We start from the raw sequence: 21,949 nt of genomic DNA, 5'->3' as shown, positions 1-21,949 counted from the left end.
TAAAAATGAAAAAACTAACCATTGGTTTAATTGGCAATCCTAATTCCGGCAAGACTACTTTATTCAACCAGCTTACCGGCGCACGCCAGCGTGTAGGCAACTGGGCTGGCGTTACCGTTGAGCGTAAAGAAGGTCATTTCGCAACGACGGACCACCAGGTCACGCTGGTTGATTTACCCGGCACCTATTCTCTGACGACAATCTCATCCCAGACCTCTCTCGATGAGCAGATCGCCTGTCACTATATTTTAAGCGGCGACGCGGATCTCTTGATCAACGTGGTCGATGCTTCAAACCTTGAACGCAACCTCTACCTGACGTTGCAACTGCTTGAGCTGGGCATCCCCTGCATCGTCGCGTTGAATATGCTGGATATTGCCGAGAAGCAGCAAATCCGTATCGATATCGATGCCCTCTCCGCTCGCCTTGGCTGCCCGGTGGTTCCGCTGGTATCCACCCGCGCCCGCGGCATTGAAGCGCTGAAACTGGCTATCGATCGCTACAAAGAAAACGACACCGTCGAGCTGGTTCATTATGCCCAGCCGCTGCTGCAGGAAGCGGATTCCCTCGCCGATGCGATGGCCAAAGATATGCCGTTAAAACAGCGCCGCTGGCTGGGCCTGCAGATGCTGGAAGGCGATATCTACAGCCGGGCCTACGCGGGTGATGCCGCGCAAAACCTTGATGCCGCCATTGCACGTCTGAGCGAGACAATGGACGATCCGGCACTGCATATCGCCGATGCGCGCTATCAGTGCATTGCCGCTATCTGCGATACCGTCAGCAACACCCTGACGGCAGAGCCGAGCCGCTTCACCACCGCAGTAGATAAAATCGTCCTCAACCGCTTCCTCGGGCTGCCGATTTTCCTGTTCGTGATGTACCTGATGTTCCTGCTCGCCATCAACATTGGCGGCGCGCTGCAACCGTTGTTTGACGTCGGCTCCGTAGCGCTCTTTATCCATGGTATTCAGTGGATTGGCTACACGCTGCACTTCCCGGACTGGCTCACTATCTTTTTGGCGCAAGGTCTTGGCGGCGGGATAAACACCGTGCTGCCACTGGTACCGCAAATCGGCATGATGTACCTGTTCCTCTCCTTCCTTGAAGACTCCGGTTACATGGCGCGTGCCGCGTTTGTAATGGACCGTCTGATGCAGGCGCTGGGACTGCCGGGCAAATCGTTTGTCCCGCTGATCGTCGGCTTTGGCTGTAACGTACCGTCAGTGATGGGCGCACGTACGCTGGACGCCCCGCGTGAACGTCTGATGACTATCATGATGGCACCGTTTATGTCCTGTGGCGCTCGCCTGGCGATTTTCGCCGTCTTTGCCGCAGCGTTCTTTGGTCAGAACGGTGCGCTGGCGGTCTTCTCACTGTACGTACTGGGTATCGTTATGGCGGTGTTGACCGGTCTGATGCTCAAACACACCATCATGCGTGGCGAAGCAACGCCGTTCGTGATGGAGCTGCCGGTGTACCACGTGCCGCACATTAAGAGTCTGATTATTCAGACCTGGCAACGCCTGAAAGGCTTCGTTCTGCGTGCGGGTAAAGTCATCATCATCGTCAGCATTTTCCTCAGCGCGTTTAACAGTTTCTCGCTGAGCGGAAAAATCGTCGACAACATCAACGACTCTGCTCTGGCTTCCGTCAGCCGCGTAATCACGCCGGTCTTCAAGCCGATTGGCGTTCACGAAGATAACTGGCAGGCAACCGTAGGTCTGTTCACCGGCGCGATGGCGAAAGAAGTGGTTGTCGGTACGCTGAACACGCTCTATACCGCAGAAAACATTCAGGAAGAAGAGTTCAACCCGGCAGATTTCCACCTCGGTGACGAGCTGCTCGGCGCGGTAGATGAGACCTGGCAAAGCCTGAAAGACACCTTCAGCCTGAGCGTACTGGCTAACCCTATTGAAGCCAGCAAGGGCGACGGTGAAATGGCTACGGGTGCAATGGGCGTGATGGGCGAAAAATTTGGCAGTGCTGCCGCCGCTTACAGCTACCTGATTTTCGTGCTGCTGTATGTGCCGTGTATTTCGGTAATGGGCGCTATTGCACGTGAATCCAGCCGTGGCTGGATGAGCTTCTCGATTCTGTGGGGCCTGAACATCGCCTACTCTCTGTCGACGCTGTTTTATCAGGCGGTCAGCTACAAAGAGCACCCGACCTACAGCCTGGTGTGCATTTTAGCTGTCATCCTGTTTAACATTGTGTTGCTGGGCCTGCTGCGTCGAGCTCGCAGTCGCGTGGATCTCGCACTGCTGGCGACCAACAGGACGGCAAGCTCCTGCTGTTCCAGCACCACTGGCGACTGCCACTAAGGTTATCGACAATGGCATCGCTTATTCAGGTTCGTGATTTATTGGCTTTGCGGGGACGCATGGAGGCAACTCAGATTAGCCACACGCTGCACACCCCGCAGCCCATGATTGACGCCATGCTGAATCAGTTAGAAAAGATGGGCAAAGCGGTGCGGATTCAGGACGATGCCGACGGGTGTCTTTCCGGAAGCTGCAAGAGTTGCCCGGAAGGTAAAGCCTGCCTGCGCGAGTGGTGGGCTTTGCGCTAGTTCGATGCCGGATGGCGCTACGCTTCCGGTCTAAAAATGACTGCAAACGTCCTGGCCGGATAAAGCGTTTATGCTGATATCCGGCTTTTTACGTAATGGATTCCACAAAGATGTCTCTGTTTCAGCAAAGCAGATCTATCCTCCAGCCTGGCGCGCATCGTTATCAACTCGTGAATGATTACTGGCGACCAGGGAAGTAGAGTCTCGTCATCTTGTTTCTCAGGTGACGGATCGCCATGAATACTGACACGACTGCTACGCCGCATGACGCGATTTTTAAAACGTTCTTAAACCACCCTGCTACCGCACGCGACTTTCTTCGGCTCCATCTTCCAGCCTCTTTGCAAAAACTGTGCGATCTGAACACGCTACAACTGGAATCGGGCAGCTTTATTGAGGACGATTTGCGCGCGTACTATTCTGATGTGCTGTGGTCATTAAAAACCCGCGAAGGCGATGGCTATATTTACACCATCATTGAGCATCAGAGCACCGCCGATGCCCATATGGCATTTCGGCTGATGCGTTATGCTATTGCGGTCATGCATCGTCATTTGGCTGCAGGTCACAAGAAACTCCCGCTGGTGATACCCATGCTTTTTTATCATGGCGCGGCAAGCCCATACCCCTACTCACTCTGCTGGCTGGACGAATTTGACGACCCAAAGGCTGCCAGACAACTTTATACCGCAGCGTTTCCACTGATCGATATCACCGTGGTTCCCGATGACGAGATCATGCAGCATCGCCGGATGGCGCTGTTGGAACTCATCCAAAAACATATTCGTAAACGCGATTTGATGGGACTGGTAGAAAAACTGGCCATCCTGATTATTAAAGGACACGCTAATGACAGCCAGTTGAAAGCCTTGTTTAATTATCTAAAGCAGGTCGGGGACACCACACATTTTACCGAGTTTCTTCATGAGGTCGCCGAACGTTTACCCCAACATAAGGAAAAGTTGATGACTATCGCCGAAAGATTACGACAAGAAGGGCATCTTAATGGTCTTCAGGAAGGTCATATGAAAGGGTTACAAGAGGGATTACAAGAAGGGCTACAAACGGGCTTGCAACAAGGTAAACGAGAGGAAGCTTTACGTATTGCATCAACCCTGCAGGCTGATGGTATCGACCCGCTGACCATCTTCAGAATTACCGGACTGACCGCTGAGGATCTGGCTACGCGCAGCCATTAATCTCAAGCCCGGTAAGCGCGGCTCTACCGGGCAACACAACAGATTTATAGGCGTTTTTTTAACGCTACAAGCGCTGCGCAGAACTCTGCAGGATGCGAGATAAACGGTGCATGCGCCGCTTTAGCAAATATCAATGACTCGCTATGCGGCCACAGGGCATCGAGCATTGGGACCACTTTGCGCGGAACCAGTCCATCGAGATAGCCGTACAACCGCAGAAAAGGCATGTCCACAGCGCACAGAGGCTCACGCAGATCGACCGTTTTCAGGATCTCCAGTCCGCCATTGAGCACCTCGACATTCGGCATGGGTAACGCCAGAACTGTTTTCTTCAGTGCCCGTGCATCCTGACGCGCGGTGTCCGTGCCCATCGTCTGCAACGCCAGAAAACGTTCCACCGTACGCTGGAAATCTTCGCTCAACTGCTGCTGGAAACCTGCCAGCACTTCTGGCTTGATTCCCGGCCACTCGTCGCGCGCGCTAAAGCAAGGGGAAGACGCCACGGTCACCAGCGCCTGAACACGTTCAGGATGGGTTAACGCCACCTGGCTTGCGACCAGCCCGCCCAGACTCCAGCCGAGCCAGATGGCTTTCTCCGGTGCCTGTTTTACTACCCGCTCAGCCATCTCTTCCAGCGACATTGCGCCGAACCCCTGGCTGCGACCAAATCCCGGTAAGTCGACAAGATGCAGCGTGAAATGCGAACTCAATTCCTCGCTTATGCAATGCCACACTTGCGCATTCAGTCCCCATCCGTGCAGCAGCACAAGATGGCAATTTCCCGAACCCTGGGTCTGCCACCAGATGTCATTCATCAGTTATTGTTCTCTTTTAGCCTGAAAGGATGCTTCTATGCTAACAGTACCGGGATTGTGCTGGCTATGCCGAATGCCCCTGACGTTAGGGCATTGGGGGATCTGTTCAGTCTGCACACGGGCAACGCATCAGCACGTCAGCCGGTGCCCTCAATGTGGACTCCCTGCCGCGCATACCGTCGTTCCCTGCGGGCGCTGTCTGCAAAAACCACCGCCGTGGCAGCGACTGGTTACCGTCAGCGACTATGCTCCGCCATTGAGCGGGCTTATCCACCAGCTCAAGTTTTCCCGACGTGGCGAAATGGCCCCCGCTCTTTCACGCTTGTTGTTGCTGGAGGTATTACAGGCCCGGCGCGTCAGCGGTCTTCCTCTGCCGGACAGGCTCGTCAGCGTCCCGCTCTGGCAACGCCGGCACTGGCGCAGAGGGTTTAATCAGAGCGACTTACTGTGTCGTCCCCTGGCACGCTGGCTAGGCTGCGACTGGGACAGCCGGGCCATCACGCGGGTTCGGGCAACCGCCACACAGCACCATCTCAGCGCCCGATTACGTAAACGTAACCTGAAAAACGCCTTTCGCCTTGAATTGCCAGTGCAGGGACTCCATATGGTCATTGTGGATGATGTCGTCACTACCGGAAGTACCGTCGCGGAAATCGCGCAGCTGCTTTTACGCAACGGCGCGGCGACTGTCCAGGTATGGTGCCTGTGTCGAACCTTGTAGAGCCTCGATGATGGGCGTATTATAACCAAGTAAAATAGTCAACTATTAGGCCATTACTATGATCCATATTTCCGATGCTGCACAAGCGCACTTTGCCAAACTGCTGGCAAATCAGGAAGAAGGGACACAAATCCGCGTATTTGTGATTAATCCCGGCACGCCTAACGCTGAATGCGGCGTTTCTTATTGTCCGCCGGACGCCGTGGAAGCAACCGACACCGCCATTAAATTTGACCTGCTGACCGCATATGTTGATGAACTGAGCGCACCGTATCTGGAAGATGCAGAAATCGATTTCGTTACCGACCAGTTAGGCTCCCAGCTGACCCTGAAAGCACCAAACGCCAAAATGCGTAAAGTTGCCGATGATGCGCCGCTGATGGAACGCGTGGAGTACATGCTGCAATCGCAGATCAACCCACAGCTGGCAGGTCATGGTGGCCGCGTCTCTCTGATGGAAATCACCGATGAAGGCTACGCTATTCTGCAGTTTGGCGGCGGATGTAACGGCTGTTCAATGGTAGATGTAACGCTGAAAGAAGGTATCGAGAAGCAGCTGCTGGCTGAATTTCCTGAACTGAAAGGCGTTCGCGATTTAACCGAACACCAGCGCGGCGAGCACTCTTACTACTAACGCCTCAACCTGTAGAATCTCCGTAGGCCCGTTAAGACGCATCCGCGCCGCCATCGGGCATTGATGCCGGATGGCAGCGTAATCGCGTTATCCGGCCTACAACCTTGCATTTCTCCGCATATTTCCTGCAACAATCCCCCTCATAATTTGACCAGCCTCTCATAATTTAAATTTTGCCTGCCCAGGTGATTTTCAAGCGCCGTATGTTACCCGTATCATTCGCATCAGCACCTAACACACACATAACAGCCAGCTAAACTGATTAGTTTTGAAGGCAACCAGCATTGGTGCTGAGAATGCTCTGTTCCCGGTCGGGACAATCGGAATTTGTCATCTAAACACTGACGTTACCCATAACAAAGTAAAGGCCAGGTAAATCATGCCATTAGTCATCGTTGCTATCGGTGTAATCTTGTTACTCCTCCTGATGATCCGTTTCAAAATGAACGGTTTCATCGCTCTCGTCCTGGTGGCGCTTGCTGTCGGATTGATGCAAGGGATGCCACTGGATAAAGTCATCGGTTCGATTAAAGCCGGCGTCGGCGGAACCCTTGGCAGCCTCGCCCTGATTATGGGTTTTGGCGCCATGCTGGGCAAAATGCTGGCGGACTGCGGCGGCGCACAGCGCATCGCAACCACCCTGATTGCTAAATTCGGCAAAAAACATATTCAGTGGGCGGTGGTATTAACCGGCTTCACCGTCGGTTTTGCCCTGTTCTACGAAGTCGGCTTCGTGCTGATGCTGCCGCTGGTGTTCACCATCGCCGCTGCTGCCAACATCCCGCTGCTGTATGTTGGCGTGCCGATGGCTGCTGCGCTGTCCGTAACTCACGGCTTCCTGCCGCCGCACCCAGGTCCGACCGCTATTGCCACCATTTTCCACGCAGATATGGGTAAAACCCTGCTGTTTGGTACGATTCTGGCAATCCCGACCGTTATTCTCGCCGGTCCGGTGTACGCTCGCTTCCTGAAAGGTATCGATAAGCCAATCCCGGAAGGTCTGTACAGCGCGAAAACGTTTACCGAAGAAGAGATGCCTGGCTTTGGCGTCAGCGTCTGGACCTCCCTGGTACCGGTTATCCTGATGGCGATGCGCGCCGTGGCGGAGATGATTCTGCCAAAAGGCCACGCTTTCCTGACGGTGGCAGAATTCCTGGGTGACCCGGTCATGGCAACGCTTATCGCGGTGCTGATTGCGATGTTCACTTTTGGTCTGAACCGTGGACGTTCGATGGATCAGATCAACGACACGCTGGTGTCCTCCATCAAAATCATCGCGATGATGCTGTTGATCATTGGTGGTGGCGGTGCCTTCAAACAGGTCCTGGTGGATAGCGGCGTGGACAAGTACATCGCGTCAATGATGCACGGTTCAAACGTTTCTCCGCTGCTGATGGCATGGTCTATCGCTGCGGTACTGCGTATCGCACTGGGCTCCGCAACCGTAGCGGCGATCACCGCTGGTGGGATTGTGGCACCGCTGATTGCAACGACCGGCGTAAGCCCTGAGCTAATGGTTATTGCGGTTGGTTCCGGTTCCGTCATTTTCTCCCACGTGAACGATCCAGGCTTCTGGTTGTTCAAGGAGTACTTCAACTTGACCATCGGTGAAACCATCAAGTCATGGTCAATGCTGGAAACCATTATCTCCGTCTGCGGTCTGGTAGGGTGTCTGCTGCTGGGTATGGTGGTCTGATAAAACTGTGCCGGGTAGCGCTTCGCTTACCCGGCCTACCTGCTATCACCCTAAATAAGCCGGGGAAATCCCCGGCTTTTTTACTTCTTCTTCGCGGCCGCTTTTCGGCGCTTATCCAAATCCTTAATCAGCTTGTTCACACCGTCATCGGCAAACATCTGCTCCAGCGTGGCGGTGAGCTTACGCCGCCAGTTTTTGTACTGGTCGCTGGTCCCGGGAATATTGACCGGCTCAGCCATATCCAGCCAGTCTTCCGGTTGCAGGCCCAACAGCGCACTGTTGCTGTCAGCGATGTAGCGTTGCATGCCGCGATTAAGAATCGGCGTCATCGACATCAGCGACGCCTTGTGACCAGCACGTTTTGGCAGGCACCCGTATTTGTGCAGCGCGTCCAGCAGCCCCTGTTTCGCCAGTTCTCTGTCCTGATACAACCCACGCAGCACGACTTCATCCGGATACAGACCCAGTGCCTTACCCAGCGTCAGATCGCCGCTATCCCAATAACCTTTAAGCGTAGGAAGGTCATGCGTCGCCGCGACTGCCATTGATTGTTCCGGGTACGCTTTCGGCGCGCGGAAATTTTTCTCATGGTCATTCTCAAAATAAAGCACTTTGTAGGAGTACACGCCGCTGTCACGCAGCTTGCTGACGATCTCTACCGGCACAGTCCCCAGATCTTCACCAATTACCATGCAGTGATGACGTTTACTTTCCAGCGCCAGAATTGAAAGCAGATCGTCGACCGGATAATGCACGTAGGCGCCGTGATCGGCAGTTTCACCGTAAGGGATCCACCACAGACGCAGCATCGACATAACATGGTCGATACGCAACGCACCGCAGTTCTGCATATTGGCACGCAGCAGTTCGATAAACGGTTCGTAAGCGCGTGCCGTGATGATATGCGGATCCATCGGCGGCAATCCCCAGTTTTGCCCGAGCGGACCGAGAATATCCGGCGGTGCGCCAACCGAGGCTTTCAGGCAATACAACTCGCGGTCGCACCAGGTTTCCGCCCCGCCTTCGGCCACGCCGACAGCCAGATCGCGATATAATCCAATCGGCATCGCAAAGCCCTGGCTGGTTTTCCAGCAGTCAGCAAACTGGGTATACGCCAGCCACTGCAACCACAGGTAGAAATCCACTTCATCACGATGCTCTTCGCAAAAGCGTTTTACCTCTGGCGAATCCACCGACTGGAAAGCTTGCGGCCACACCGGCCAGCCCCAGCGCAGTGCGTCCTCTTTCACCTGATGTGCATGCAGCGCGTCAAAGGCCGCCTGCCAGTACAGGCTATCCCCTTCCTGAGTCACAAACTGGCGAAATGCCGCCATCTGCTCATCGTCACGTGCAGAGAAGCTTTTCCATGCCATACGCAGCGCTGTCATCTTCAATGCGGTAACGGCAGAATAATCAACCCACTCGGTATCACGCGCGCGTTGCAGAGCTTGCTGAGTCGCGGGTTTCTGCCACCAGGCCTGCGCCTCTTTACTCAGGCGGAAATCGTCTACTGCGTTCACATCTATATAAATAACGTTCAACCAGCGGCGTGACGACGGGCTGTACGGACTGGCACTCTCCGGGTTCGCCGGATACAGCGCGTGAATCGGATTCAGGCCGATAAACGCGCCACCGCGTTGCGCCACCTCCACCAGCATGGCACGGAGATCGCCAAAGTCGCCAATCCCCCAGTTTTTTTCTGAACGCAGGGTATAGAGCTGAACGCATGCGCCCCACAGCTTCTGCCCGGCTAACAGCGCCTGCGGCTCATAGCAGCGTTTCGGCGCGACGATGATGCGGCAATGGGTACGCAACTCCCCCTGGGTGAGGGTAAGCGTGTGATACCCTTCCGGCAGCTTCGCCGGAAGGTTGAACGATTTACCGCCGACGACATGCCCTTTGTGCTGCACGCCCTCTTCGGTGGTCAGCAGCCAGGTAAACTCTCCGCGTCCCTCAACTGCCAGCGGCATTTTCTTACCAGCGGTATAAACCATGACATTCGGCACCGGGGTCACCGCCACCTGAGCGGTGGCGGTGGAGCGATGCATAGCGTCAAGCAAACGCCGCTTGGTTTCGACGCCAATAGACTGCGGTTTACCGTGGGCATTAATGTAATTGGGGCTGATCCCCGCCGCCAACGCGGCATTATCCAGACGTTTGCTTTCCATCGCGATTCCTTAACGTTTCGCCTGCCAGATACGAGTCTGATAATCGCGGATGGAGCGATCCGAACTGAACATGCCGCAACGCGCGGTATTCAGAATCGCCGCCCGGGTCCAGGCTTCCTGGTCACGATACAACACGTCAACCTGCTTCTGGGCTTCAACGTAGGCCGCGAAGTCCGCCATTACCAGATACGGGTCACCGCCCTGCTTGCCGATACTGTGCAGCATCTGGTCGAAGGCATGTTTATCGCCGTCGCTGTACTTCCCGCTTTCCAGCTCTTTCAGAACAGCATCCAGCACTTTATCTTTCTTACGCCATTTCACCGGGTCGTACCCTTTGGCCTTGAGCGCCTTCACCTCTTCCACGGTATGACCAAAGATAAAGATATTCTCGTCACCGACCTTCTCGGCGATTTCGACGTTTGCGCCATCCAGCGTACCGACGGTTAACGCACCGTTCAGCGCCAGCTTCATGTTACCGGTGCCGGAAGCCTCTTTCCCTGCGGTGGAGATTTGCTCAGAGATATCCGCCGCTGGGATCAACATTTCCGCCGCCGAGACACAATAATCCGGCAGGAATACGACCTTCAGCTTGTCGCCCACTTGCGGGTCGTTATTGATGGTTTCTGCAACCTTGTTAATAGCGAAGATGATATTTTTCGCCAGGTAGTAACCCGGAGCGGCTTTCGCGCCAAACAGGAATACGCGCGGCACGCGATCGGCCTGCGGGTTCTCACGGATTTCTTTGTATAACGCCAGAATATGCAGCAAGTTGAGGTGCTGACGCTTGTACTCATGCAGGCGTTTAATCTGAATATCAAAGAGAGCGTTAGTCGTTATCTCAATACCGGTACGCGCTTTAATAAACTTCACCAGACGCACTTTGTTCGCCAGCTTGATGTCACGATACTGCTGACGAAACTTCGCGTCGTCGGCGTATTTCTCCAGGTTAATCAACTGATCGAGGTCGTTGGCCCACTCTTTTTTCAGCGATTTATCCAGCAGCGCAGCAAGCGCCGGGTTGCACTGCTTAATCCAGCGACGCGGAGTAATCCCGTTAGTGACGTTATGGAATTTGTTCGGCCAGAGCTGATGATATTCCGGGAACAGATCCTTCACCACCAAATCGGAGTGCAGCGCCGCCACGCCGTTAACCGCAAAGCCGCTGACCACGCACATGTTGGCCATACGCACCTGTTTGTTGTGCACCACCGCCAGCTTCGCCCAAACTTCAGCGTCACCCGGCCAGGTTTTATCGACCAGCTTCTTAAAGCGGTCGTTAATCTCTTTGATGATTTGCATATGGCGCGGCAGTAGTGCTTTCACCAGCTTCTCGTCCCAGCACTCCAGCGCCTCTGGCATCAAAGTGTGGTTGGTATAAGCAAAGGTCTTACTGGTAATAGCCCACGCATCGTCCCAGCTCATCTGGTGCTCATCAATCAGCACACGCAGTAGCTCAGGGATGGCGATGGTCGGGTGAGTATCGTTGAGCTGAATCACCTCAAAATCAGCCAGCTCATGCAGTTTACGCCCTGCCAGATGATGGCGGCGCAGAATGTCAGCTACGGAGCAAGCGCACTGGAAGTATTGCTGCATCAGGCGCAGCTTTTTACCCGCGGTGTGGTTGTCGTTCGGGTACAGCACTTTGGTGAGTTTTTCAGCGTCGATGCCCTGCTGCTCTGCGCGCAGGAAATCGCCGTCATTAAATTTGGTCAGGTTAAACGGATGCGCGTGGCTGGCCTGCCACAGACGCAGCGGTTGCGCCACGCCGTTACGGTAGCCGAGAACCGGTAGATCCCAGGCCTGGCCGGTGATAACAAACCCCGGCTCCCAGTGCCCTTCTTTGGTGACCTTGCCGCCAATCCCTACTTGCACATCCAGTGCCTCGTTGTGACGGAACCACGGATAGCTGCCGCGATGCCAGTCATCCGGGGCTTCCATCTGCTGCCCATCGGCAAACGACTGACGGAACAGGCCATACTGATAGTTGAGACCATAGCCCGTCGCCGATTGACCGACTGTCGCCATCGAATCAAGGAAGCAGGCCGCCAGGCGCCCCAATCCACCGTTACCCAGCGCCGGGTCGATCTCTTCTTCCAGCAGATCGGTCAGGTTGACGTCATGCGCTTTCAGCTCATCGCTCACCGCCTGATACCAGCCGAGATTGAGTAAGTTGTTGCCGGTCAGACGGCCAATCAAAAACTCCATCGAGATGTAGTTAACATGGCGCTGATTTTTTGCCGGCTTCGCCGCAGGCTGGGCGCTGAGTAACTCAGCCAACGCCCCACTCACTGCCTGCCACCACTGGCGCGACGTCATTTCTTGAGCCGACAGTAAACCGAAGCGCTGCCACTGACGCGTCAGGGCAGCCTGAAATTGATCTTTGTTGAAAGTAGGCTGTGACATAGGGGTTCCAGATCCTTAGGTAATAAAACAACGTTATCGCTAGTTTGCCAGGCTCGTTGTTGACCTTCCTCATCCTGGCACGGATTAGGCAGGGAGGAGGAGCGGGGATGAGCATAAAAGTGTGATCGCTGCCACTTAAAGAGGGTGTTATCGCCCGTAAATTCGCGTAAGTCCGGCATAACGCCCCTGTAATGCCCAACGGACGACGCATTAATAACAAGAGATAAATCGACAATATCAAATAGAGGGGTGACGATGGGAAACAATCTGTAAACAGAGAAATAGTTTCTAACCTGAAATATCCAAGGTGGATAAGATAATTCACATAAAACTTTTAAGTCGGCCACAAAATTCGGCTCTTTACATTAAGCAACTGAGTAACCTTATAAAAAGGGAGGTATTTTTCGGCTCAGCCAAAATACCGACGGATCCAGTCGCCACGCCTGTTGTGACTCTTTAAAGCAATTAATGTAATAGATGTATAGATTTGTGACATAGTGCAAAATCAGACACACAAAAAGTCCGCTTAGCTTGCATAAAACACTAATCTGGCCGACCTTATATCTATTAATTACGAAGCGCAAAAAAAATCATTTTTCCCCATTTTCACACAGTGAAGTGACTAACTTATGTTGATTCCGTCTAAATTAAGTCGTCCGGTTCGACTCGACCATACGGTGGTTCGTGAGCGCCTGTTGGCTAAACTTTCCGGCGCGAACAATTTCAGGCTTGCCCTGATAACAAGTCCTGCTGGTTATGGAAAAACGACGTTGGTTTCACAATGGGCAGCGGGGAAGAACGACTTAGGCTGGTACTCTCTGGATGAAGGCGATAATCAGCAAGAGCGCTTTGCCAGCTATCTGATCGCCGCTATCCAACAGGCAACCGGTGGGCACTGCACCACCAGCGAAACAATGGTGCAAAAGCGCCAATACGCCAGCCTGACGTCACTGTTTGCGCAGCTATTTATTGAACTGGCCGAGTGGCACCGCCCGCTCTACCTGGTAGTGGATGATTATCATCTCATCTCCAATCCGGCAATTCACGAAGCGATGCGTTTCTTCCTGCGTCATCAGCCTGAGAACCTCACGCTGGTCGTGCTGTCGCGCAACCTGCCGCAGTTGGGTATTGCCAACCTGCGAGTACGCGATCAATTGCTGGAGATAGGCAGCCAACAGCTGGCGTTTAACCACCAGGAAGCCAAACAATTTTTCGATAGACGTTTGTCCTCACCTATCGAAGCGGCAGAAAGCAGCCGGATGTGCGATGACGTTGCTGGCTGGGCCACGGCGTTACAGCTGATTGCCCTCTCCGCCCGCCAGAACAACCACTCTGCACACCAGTCCGCACGCCGCCTCGCCGGGATCAACGCCAGCCATCTGTCCGATTATCTGGTTGATGAAGTGCTGGACAGCGTCGACCTCGGCACCCGTCACTTCCTGCTGAAAAGCGCCATTCTGCGCTCAATGAACGACGCACTGATCGTCCGGGTCACCGGGGAAGAAAACGGCCAGATGCGGCTGGAGGAGATTGAGCGCCAGGGATTATTCTTGCAGCGGATGGATGACGTCGGTGAGTGGTTCAGCTACCACCCGCTGTTTGGCAGCTTTTTACGCCAGCGCTGTCAGTGGGAGCTGGCAAGCGAACTGCCCGAAATACACCGCGCCGCCGCTGAAAGCTGGATGGCGCAAGGCTTCCCCAGCGAAGCTATCCACCACGCGCTGGCGGCAGGCGACGCCCATATGCTGCGCGATATCCTGCTTAACCATGCGTGGGGACTGTTTAACCACAGCGAACTGACATTACTGGAAGAGTCGCTGAAAGCCCTGCCGTGGGAAAGTCTGCTGGAAAATCCGCGTCTGGTTCTGCTGCAAGCCTGGCTGATGCAAAGCCAGCACCGCTACGGCGAGGTTAATACCCTGCTGGCGCGCGCTGAGCAGGAAATGAAAGGCGACATGGAACCGACGCTGCACGCCGAATTTAACGCCCTGCGTGCGCAGGTCGCGATTAACGACGGCAATCCTGACGAAGCCGAGCGCCTGGCAAAGCTGGCGCTGGATGAGTTACCCATCGCCTGGTTCTATAGCCGTATCGTCGCCACCTCGGTACACGGTGAAGTCCTGCACTGCAAGGGCGATCTCACGCGTTCTCTGGCGTTAATGCAGCAAACCGAGCAAATGGCACGCCATCATGACGTCTGGCATTACGCGCTGTGGAGTTTAATCCAGCAAAGCGAAATTTTGTTTGCCCAGGGCTTTTTACAGGCCGCCTGGGAGACTCAGGAAAAAGCGTTTCAGTTGATCAAAGAGCAGCATCTGGAACAGTTGCCGATGCACGAGTTCCTGGTGCGTATTCGCGCGCAGCTGCTGTGGGCATGGGCGCGCCTGGACGAATCGGAAGCGTCTGCCCGCGCGGGTATTGAACTGCTTTCCACATTCCAGCCGCAGCAACAGCTACAGTGCCTGGCGCTGCTGATTCAATGTTCGCTGGCCCGGGGGGATCTGGATAATGCGCGTAGCCTGCTCAACCGCCTGGAAAACCTGCTGGGTAACGGTCACTATCACAGTGACTGGATCTCGAACGCCGATAAGGTACGGGTGATTTACTGGCAAATGGTGGGCGACAAAAACTCGGCCGCCAACTGGCTGCGCCACACGCCGAAACCGGAATTCGCCAATAACCACTTTCTGCAAAGCCAGTGGCGCAACATCGCCCGCGCGCAGATCCTGCTGGGCGAGTTTGAACCGGCTGAGATTGTGCTGGAAGAGTTGAATGAAAATGCGCGCAATCTGCGCCTGATGAGCGATCTGAACCGTAACCTGCTGCTGCTTAATCAGCTCTACTGGCAGGCAGGACGCAAAAATGACGCACAGCGCGTGTTACTCGACGCGCTGCAGCTGGCGAACCGCACCGGATTTATCAGTCACTTTGTCATTGAAGGTGAGGCCATGGCGCAGCAACTGCGTCAGCTGATTCAGCTCAATACCTTACCGGAACTCGATCAGCACCGCGCCCAGCGTATTTTGCGTGAAATTAACCAGCATCACCGCCATAAATTCGCCCACTTCGATGAAGGGTTCGTTGAGCGTCTGCTTACTCACCCGGAAGTACCGGAGCTTATCCGCACCAGCCCGCTGACCCAGCGCGAATGGCAGGTTCTGGGACTGATTTATTCGGGCTACAGCAACGAGCAGATCGCCGGAGAATTAGCCGTCGCGGCAACGACCATCAAGACGCACATCCGCAATTTGTATCAAAAGCTCGGCGTCGCACACCGCCAGGATGCGGTGCAACATGCGCAGAAACTGCTGAAAATGATGGGGTATGGGGTTTAGTTAATGCCTGATACGCTACGCTTATCAGGCCTGGAATTAACTTAGCACAGCTCTAACTGAATATGATGGTCCGCAATAACCTGCATCACGCCAGCTGGCGGCAGCGTGTCGGTATACACCGCATCCACCATGCTGATACTGCCCATATTCACCATCGCGTTACGCCCAAACTTCGAGTGATCCACCACCAGCATCACATGCCGTGAATTCTCAATAATCGCGCGCTTGGTGCGAACTTCGTGATAATCAAACTCCAGCAGGGAGCCATCGCTATCGATACCGCTAATCCCTAAGATGCCGAAGTCCAGGCGGAACTGAGAAATAAAGTCGAGGGTCGCTTCGCCCATAATACCGCCGTCGCGGCTACGCAGTTCGCCACCGGCGAGTATGATGCGAAAATCCTCTTTCGCCATCAGCGTATTCGCCACATTGAGGTTGTTGGTCACAATGCGTAAATTGCTGTGATTGAGCAGCGCGTGAGCTACCGCTTCCGGCGTAGTGCCGATATCAATGAACAACGTAGAACCGTTCGGGATCTGCGTGGCAACTTTGCGGGCAATGCGCTCTTTTTCCGCCGTCTGTGTCGCTTTACGGTCATGCCACGGGGTGTTGACCGAGCTGGAGGGCAGCGCCGCGCCACCGTGATGGCGCAAAATCATGTTCTGATCGGCCAGATCGTTAAGATCGCGGCGAATCGTCTGCGGGCTGACGGAGAAATGCTCCACCAGCTCCTCAGTACTGACGTATCCCTGTTTCTTTACCAGCTCGATGATCGCGTCATGTCGTTGTGTTTGCTTCATTATTGTTCCCTGAAATTACGTTCGTTTTCGTACATTCATAGTATCGGCAAACGCCATTGCCAGACCCACGGCCAGCCCGGCGATATGTGCGCCGTTCGCCATCGACATGCCGAACACATCAAACCAGCCGGCAACAATCCAGATCAAAGCAAAGATAATCAAACCACGCTGCAGGAAAATACCACTTTGTGGATCGCGCTCGCCGCGCAACCACACATAACCCATCAGCGCATATACCACGCCAGACAGCCCACCAAACCACGGGCCGCTAAATTTCTGCTGAACGTAGCCGCTTAGCAGGGCGCTGATCACGGTAATTACAATCAGTTTTCCGCTGCCCAGACGCTTTTCTACCGCACCGCCGAGATACCACCACCACAGCAGGTTGAACAGAATATGCATCAGCGAGAAGTGCATAAAAGCGTGGGTGAAATAACGCCAGAATTCAAATTTCAGCGAAGGGTCAAACGGCCATGCCAGCCAGAGCATCACGGTCTGGTCGCCCAGCGTGTTCATCGCGATAAAGACCAGCACACACGCGGCCATCACCACCCAGGTTACCGGGCCTGCGCGTTCGCGCAATGTGGCCAGGAACGGATAACGCTGGTAGCGCAGACCGCTGTCAGTATGACCCGACTGCCAGCTTGCCGCGAGGTAACGCGGATCGCCTGGATTCTCCAGAAATCGCGCCAGCTCAGCATGCACGCGCTCAGCCTGGGCCTCATCCGCCAGCCAGACGTCCGTTTGCTGATGTTGTTGAATCGTCAGGATAACGCCCTGTGTCGCCATATAATCAACAAATGCCTGCGCCACGCGGGGGTTAGCAAAAGAGGTAATCATCAACATGGTTGCTGTCGCTTATTCCACACAAAAGAGGACAGTATATATACCCTTCTTACTTCGAGCTGCATCTTTGTTGGCTTTCCTCACTCACTCCGGTCACATACTGTTCGTACACTCCCGGAGATTTGCTGCGTCGCCGTCGCGATGCAACTCGAATTAATTTGGGTATAGTCTTACGAACCGTATGCCACTTCTGCCGGAAAATGTCGATGCCAGGCGTCGAAGCCGCCGTCAACACTGTAAACCGCGTCATAGCCCTGCTGAAGAAGATATTGCGCCGCGCCTTTACTGCTGTTGCCGTGATAACACATTACTAACACAGCGGTGTCGAAATCATGCTCGCGCATAAATGACCCCAGCGTGTCGTTCGTCAGATGAAACGCCTGTGGGGCGTGACCCATCGCATAGCTTTGCGGGTCGCGGATATCCACTAACACCGCGGCCCCCTGGTGCAGCTTCTGATGCGCTTCTTCGACATTAATACATTCAAACTGATCCATTGCTCTCTCTTCTTTATATTGCAGGTGACGCTTTTCAGACATGTTACTTCTTAGTGTACGTCCCGACGGCAGTTAAACGCCATAATGTTATATGTATCACTGTAAATTGTTTATCCGATGTTACCAATGGCGCGATTCTTTGCTATTATGCTCGATAACGAACATTAATGAGCTATAACGAAAGTGCGAGAGGCCAGCATGGAAACCAAAGATCTGATTGTGATAGGTGGAGGCATCAACGGTGCCGGTATCGCGGCAGATGCCGCTGGACGCGGTTTATCCGTGCTGATGCTGGAAGCGCAGGATTTAGCCTGCGCCACCTCTTCCGCTAGCTCCAAACTCATCCACGGTGGCCTGCGCTACCTGGAACACTACGAATTTCGCCTGGTGAGCGAAGCGCTGGCCGAACGTGAGGTGTTGTTGAAAATGGCACCGCATATCGCCTTCCCGATGCGCTTTCGTCTGCCCCATCGCCCGCACCTGCGTCCAGCGTGGATGATCCGCATTGGTCTGTTTATGTACGATCATCTGGGCAAACGCACCAGTTTGCCGAGTTCGACCGGTTTGCGTTTTGGCGCAGATTCCGTAATGAAACCTGAGATTGTGCGCGGTTTCGAATATTCCGACTGCTGGGTAGACGATGCGCGACTGGTTTTGGCAAACGCCCAAATGGTCGTACGCAAAGGCGGAGAGGTGTTAACCCGCACTCGCGCTACCTCCGCTCGCCGTGAAAACGGATTGTGGATTGTTGAAGCTGAAGATATCGATACCGGTAAAAAGCACACCTGGCAGGCGCGTGGTCTGGTCAATGCCACCGGCCCATGGGTGAAAGAGTTCTTCGACGACGGCATGCATCTGCCATCGCCGTACGGTATTCGTCTGATTAAAGGCAGCCACATCGTAGTGCCGCGCGTCCATACCCAGAAGCAAGCTTATATACTGCAAAACGAAGATAAACGTATTGTGTTTGTCATCCCATGGATGGACGAATTCTCGATCATCGGGACGACTGACGTCGAATACAAAGGCGATCCGAAAGCGGTAAAAATTGATGAGAGTGAAATCAATTACCTGCTGAAGGTCTACAACGCGCACTTTAAGAAACAACTGGGCCGTGACGATATCGTCTGGACCTACTCGGGCGTACGTCCGCTGTGCGATGACGAGTCCGACTCGCCGCAGGCTATCACCCGTGATTACACGCTGGATATCCACGACGAAAACGGCAAAGCGCCGCTGCTGTCGGTCTTTGGTGGTAAGCTGACGACCTATCGTAAGCTGGCCGAACACGCGATGGAAAAACTGGCGTCGTACTATCAGGGAATCGGTCCGGCGTGGACAAAAGAGTGCATTCTGCCAGGCGGTGACATCGGCGGCGCTCGTGAAGATTACGCGGCCAAACTGCGCCGTCGCTACCCGTTCCTGACCGAGTCGCTGGCGCGCCATTATTCGCGCACCTACGGCAGTAACACCGAATGGATTATCGGGGAAGCCACCTCGCTTGCCGAGTTAGGTGAAGACTTCGGCCATGAGTTCTATGAGGCCGAGCTGAAATATCTGGTCGATCACGAATGGGTGCGCCGTGCGGAAGATGCGCTGTGGCGTCGCACGAAAGAAGGTATGTGGCTGAACGCTGAACAGCAGTCGCGCATGACCCAGTGGCTGGCGGAGTACATTGAGAAACAGCAGCTGTCGCTGGCGTCTTAAGATACTCGATATAAAACTGTAGGCCCGGTAAGCGTCAGCGCTACCGGGCCTTTTGCCGGATGGCGGCTAACGCCTTACCCGGCCTATAGATCGTCCTGCCCTTGTTACAACCGCACCGAGTCGATATGCCAGATGTTTTCGGCGTACTCTTTGATCGTCCTGTCCGACGAGAAATAGCCCATGTTGGCGATATTAATCATCGACTTGGTGGTCCACTCTTCCGGGTGGCGATACAGTTCGTCAACCTTATCCTGGCAGTCAACGTAGCTGCGATAATCCGCCAGAACCTGATAGTGGTCGCCAAAGTTGATCAGCGAGTCAACCAGGTCACGATAGCGCCCCGGCTCCTCAGGGCTGAATACACCGCTGCCAATCTGCGTCAGCACCTGGTGCAGCTCTTCGTCTTTCTCGTAATACTCACGCGGCTTGTAGCCCTGGCTGCGTAAGGCTTCGACCTCTTCCGCCGTATTACCAAAGATAAAGATATTTTCTGCGCCCACATGCTCCAGCATCTCGACGTTGGCACCGTCCAGCGTCCCAATGGTCAGCGCGCCGTTGAGGGCAAACTTCATATTACTGGTACCAGAGGCTTCGGTCCCGGCCAGCGAAATCTGCTCAGACAGGTCGGCAGCAGGAATAATCACCTGCGCCAGGCTGACGCTGTAGTTAGGAATAAACACCACTTTCAGCTTGTCACCAATTTGCGGATCGTTGTTGATCACTTTCGCGACGTCGTTGATCAGGTGAATGATGTGCTTCGCCATGTAATAGGCCGAAGCCGCTTTACCGGCGAAGATATTCACGCGCGGCACCCACTCGGCATCAGGATCGGCCTTAATGCGGTTGTAGCGGGTGATCACATGCAGCACGTTCATCAACTGGCGTTTGTACTCGTGAATACGCTTGATCTGCACATCAAACAGCGATTTCGGGTTCACCACCACGTTAAGCTGCTGGGCAATGAGCGTTGCCAGACGTTTTTTATTCTCCAGTTTCGCACGGCGCACCGCCTGATTTACCAGCGGGTAATCGCAGTGCTGTTCAAGCTCGCTTAGCTGGCTGAGATCGGTTCGCCAGGTGCGGCCAATGTTCTCATCCAGCACCTCAGAGAGCGATGGGTTAGCCAGCGCCAGCCAGCGGCGCGGCGTCACGCCGTTGGTGACGTTACAGAAGCGAGTCGGGAAAATCTTCGCAAAGTCAGCAAACAGCGACTGCACCATCAGGTTGGAGTGCAGCTCAGAAACGCCGTTAACCTTGTGGCTCACCACCACTGCGAGCCATGCCATACGCACCCGGCGGCCGTTGGATTCATCGATAATCGACGTCCGTCCCAGCAGACTGGTATCGTTCGGATACTGTTCCTGCAACGTCTTCAGGAAGTAGTCGTTAATCTCAAAGATGATTTGCAGATGGCGCGGCAGAATTTTGCCCAGCATATCGACAGGCCAGGTCTCCAGCGCTTCGCTCATCAAGGTGTGGTTGGTATACGAGAAGACCTGGCAGCAGACCTCAAACGCATTATCCCAACTGAATTTGTGCTCATCGATCAGCAGACGCATCAGCTCAGGAATCGACAGTACCGGATGGGTGTCGTTGAGGTGAATGGCGATCTTATCTGCCAGGTTGTCGTAGGTTTTGTGCAGTTGATAATGACGGTTCAGGATGTCCTGCACCGTGGAGGAGACCAGGAAATACTCCTGGCGCAAACGCAGCTCGCGTCCGGAATAGGTGGAGTCATCCGGATACAGCACGCGGGAGACGTTCTCGGAGTGGTTTTTATCTTCCACCGCCGCAAAGTAGTCGCCCTGGTTAAATTTACCGAGGTTGATTTCGCTACTGGCCTGGGCATTCCACAAGCGCAGCGTATTGGTGGCGTCTGTGTCATAACCGGGAATAATTTGGTCGTAGGCTACCGCGAGGATCTCTTCAGTTTCTATCCAGCGCGTTTTCTTGCCTTCCTGCTGAATACGCCCGCCAAAGCGCACTTTGTAACGCGTATTGTGGCGTTTGAATTCCCACGGGTTACCGTATTCCAGCCAGTAGTCCGGTGACTCTTTCTGTCGGCCATCAACAATGTTCTGTTTGAACATGCCGTAGTCATAACGAATACCGTAGCCGCGTCCCGGCAGACCCAACGTTGCCAGTGAGTCCAGGAAGCAGGCCGCCAGGCGCCCGAGGCCACCGTTGCCAAGACCAGGGTCGTTTTCTTCATCGATCAGATCTTCAAGATCCAACCCCATACCTTCCAGCGCATTTTTGACATCGTCATAAATACCCAACGATAACAGTGCATTGGAAAGTGTGCGGCCAATCAGAAACTCCATTGACAGATAATAAACCTGTCGAGTTTCCTGGGATAATTGCGCACGGTTAGAACGCAGCCAGCGCTCCACGAGACGATCGCGCACCGCGAACAACGTGGCGTTCAGCCACTCATGTTTATTGGCAATAACCGGGTCTTTACCAATCGTGAACATCAGCTTGTAGGCGATAGAATGCTTAAGTGCCTCTACGCTGAGTGTGGGCGATGCATAAGTAAATGGAGCATTCATATAG

Annotated in this window: 15 protein-coding genes; 8 read left to right on the top strand and 7 right to left on the bottom strand. The window is 54.3% G+C overall.

Annotated elements, in window-relative coordinates:
* Positions 1 to 5 precede the first annotated feature (5 nt).
* The 3 genes from feoB (at position 6) to OGW44_RS08230 (ending at position 3,771) form a co-directional block, all read left to right on the top strand.
* Entirely contained in the window at positions 6 to 2,324 is a 2,319-nt protein-coding gene (gene feoB, locus OGW44_RS08240; RefSeq protein WP_016157644.1) for a Fe(2+) transporter permease subunit FeoB, read from the top strand.
* A gap of 11 nt (positions 2,325 to 2,335) precedes the next feature.
* Positions 2,336 to 2,572 carry a [Fe-S]-dependent transcriptional repressor FeoC gene (gene feoC, locus OGW44_RS08235; RefSeq protein WP_047358169.1) on the top strand — a complete coding sequence of 79 codons (237 nt, stop codon included), beginning with the start codon at positions 2,336 to 2,338 and terminating at the stop codon, positions 2,570 to 2,572.
* Between the two features lie 236 nt (positions 2,573 to 2,808).
* Entirely contained in the window at positions 2,809 to 3,771 is a 963-nt protein-coding gene (locus OGW44_RS08230; protein WP_185654945.1) for an Rpn family recombination-promoting nuclease/putative transposase, read from the top strand.
* A 44-nt stretch (positions 3,772 to 3,815) separates the two neighbouring features.
* On the opposite strand, the gene bioH is transcribed toward OGW44_RS08230, so the two are convergent.
* Positions 3,816 to 4,586, bottom strand: a complete 771-nt coding sequence (gene bioH / locus OGW44_RS08225; protein WP_016154806.1) for a pimeloyl-ACP methyl ester esterase BioH — start codon at positions 4,584 to 4,586, stop codon at positions 3,816 to 3,818.
* Positions 4,587 to 4,623: 37 nt separating this feature from the next.
* Between bioH and gntX the strand changes: the two genes are divergently transcribed.
* The 3 genes from gntX to gntT all read left to right on the top strand — a co-directional run bounded on the left by gntX (position 4,624) and on the right by gntT (position 7,637).
* The gene (gene gntX / locus OGW44_RS08220; protein WP_016154807.1) at positions 4,624 to 5,307 is read left to right on the top strand and encodes a DNA utilization protein GntX; all 684 of its coding nucleotides are present in this window, start codon (positions 4,624 to 4,626) and stop codon (positions 5,305 to 5,307) included.
* Positions 5,308 to 5,365: 58 nt separating this feature from the next.
* The gene (gene nfuA / locus OGW44_RS08215) at positions 5,366 to 5,941 is read left to right on the top strand and encodes a Fe-S biogenesis protein NfuA (protein ID WP_003023509.1); all 576 of its coding nucleotides are present in this window, start codon (positions 5,366 to 5,368) and stop codon (positions 5,939 to 5,941) included.
* 379 nt (positions 5,942 to 6,320) lie between these two features.
* Entirely contained in the window at positions 6,321 to 7,637 is a 1,317-nt protein-coding gene (gntT, locus tag OGW44_RS08210) for a gluconate transporter (protein WP_003023507.1), read from the top strand.
* 80 nt (positions 7,638 to 7,717) lie between these two features.
* On the opposite strand, the gene malQ is transcribed toward gntT, so the two are convergent.
* Positions 7,718 to 9,805, bottom strand: coding sequence for a 4-alpha-glucanotransferase (malQ, locus tag OGW44_RS08205; RefSeq protein WP_185654944.1), 2,088 nt, complete (start codon positions 9,803 to 9,805; stop codon positions 7,718 to 7,720).
* 9 nt (positions 9,806 to 9,814) lie between these two features.
* On the bottom strand, positions 9,815 to 12,208 hold the full coding sequence (malP, locus tag OGW44_RS08200; RefSeq protein WP_104652056.1) for a maltodextrin phosphorylase: 2,394 nt from the start codon (positions 12,206 to 12,208) through the stop codon (positions 9,815 to 9,817).
* Between the two features lie 629 nt (positions 12,209 to 12,837).
* Here malP and malT point away from each other — a divergent pair.
* Positions 12,838 to 15,543: an HTH-type transcriptional regulator MalT gene (malT, locus tag OGW44_RS08195; RefSeq protein ID WP_109017928.1), complete on the top strand. Its 2,706-nt coding sequence runs from the start codon at positions 12,838 to 12,840 to the stop codon at positions 15,541 to 15,543.
* Between the two features lie 41 nt (positions 15,544 to 15,584).
* Here malT and OGW44_RS08190 read toward each other — a convergent pair whose 3' ends face one another.
* The 3 genes from OGW44_RS08190 to glpE all read right to left on the bottom strand — a co-directional run bounded on the left by OGW44_RS08190 (position 15,585) and on the right by glpE (position 17,686).
* Positions 15,585 to 16,343 carry a DeoR/GlpR family transcriptional regulator gene (locus tag OGW44_RS08190; RefSeq protein ID WP_003023499.1) on the bottom strand — a complete coding sequence of 253 codons (759 nt, stop codon included), beginning with the start codon at positions 16,341 to 16,343 and terminating at the stop codon, positions 15,585 to 15,587.
* A 15-nt stretch (positions 16,344 to 16,358) separates the two neighbouring features.
* On the bottom strand, positions 16,359 to 17,189 hold the full coding sequence (gene glpG / locus OGW44_RS08185; protein ID WP_080859330.1) for a rhomboid family intramembrane serine protease GlpG: 831 nt from the start codon (positions 17,187 to 17,189) through the stop codon (positions 16,359 to 16,361).
* Between the two features lie 170 nt (positions 17,190 to 17,359).
* A complete protein-coding gene (glpE, locus tag OGW44_RS08180; RefSeq protein ID WP_003023495.1) occupies positions 17,360 to 17,686 on the bottom strand; it encodes a thiosulfate sulfurtransferase GlpE in 327 nt (108 codons plus the stop codon).
* 198 nt (positions 17,687 to 17,884) lie between these two features.
* On the opposite strand from glpE, the gene glpD reads away from it, so the two are divergent.
* The gene (glpD, locus tag OGW44_RS08175; protein WP_185654943.1) at positions 17,885 to 19,393 is read left to right on the top strand and encodes a glycerol-3-phosphate dehydrogenase; all 1,509 of its coding nucleotides are present in this window, start codon (positions 17,885 to 17,887) and stop codon (positions 19,391 to 19,393) included.
* Positions 19,394 to 19,497: 104 nt separating this feature from the next.
* On the opposite strand, the gene glgP is transcribed toward glpD, so the two are convergent.
* On the bottom strand, positions 19,498 to 21,945 hold the full coding sequence (glgP, locus tag OGW44_RS08170) for a glycogen phosphorylase (RefSeq protein WP_016154813.1): 2,448 nt from the start codon (positions 21,943 to 21,945) through the stop codon (positions 19,498 to 19,500).
* Positions 21,946 to 21,949: the final 4 nt, after the last annotated feature.

Source organism: Citrobacter sp. Cb023 (assembly GCF_030336805.1).
Lineage (GTDB): Bacteria > Pseudomonadota > Gammaproteobacteria > Enterobacterales > Enterobacteriaceae > Citrobacter > Citrobacter braakii.
The sequence above is the reverse complement of the archived record's forward strand: the minus strand, read 5'-3'. Positions and strand labels throughout refer to the sequence as shown.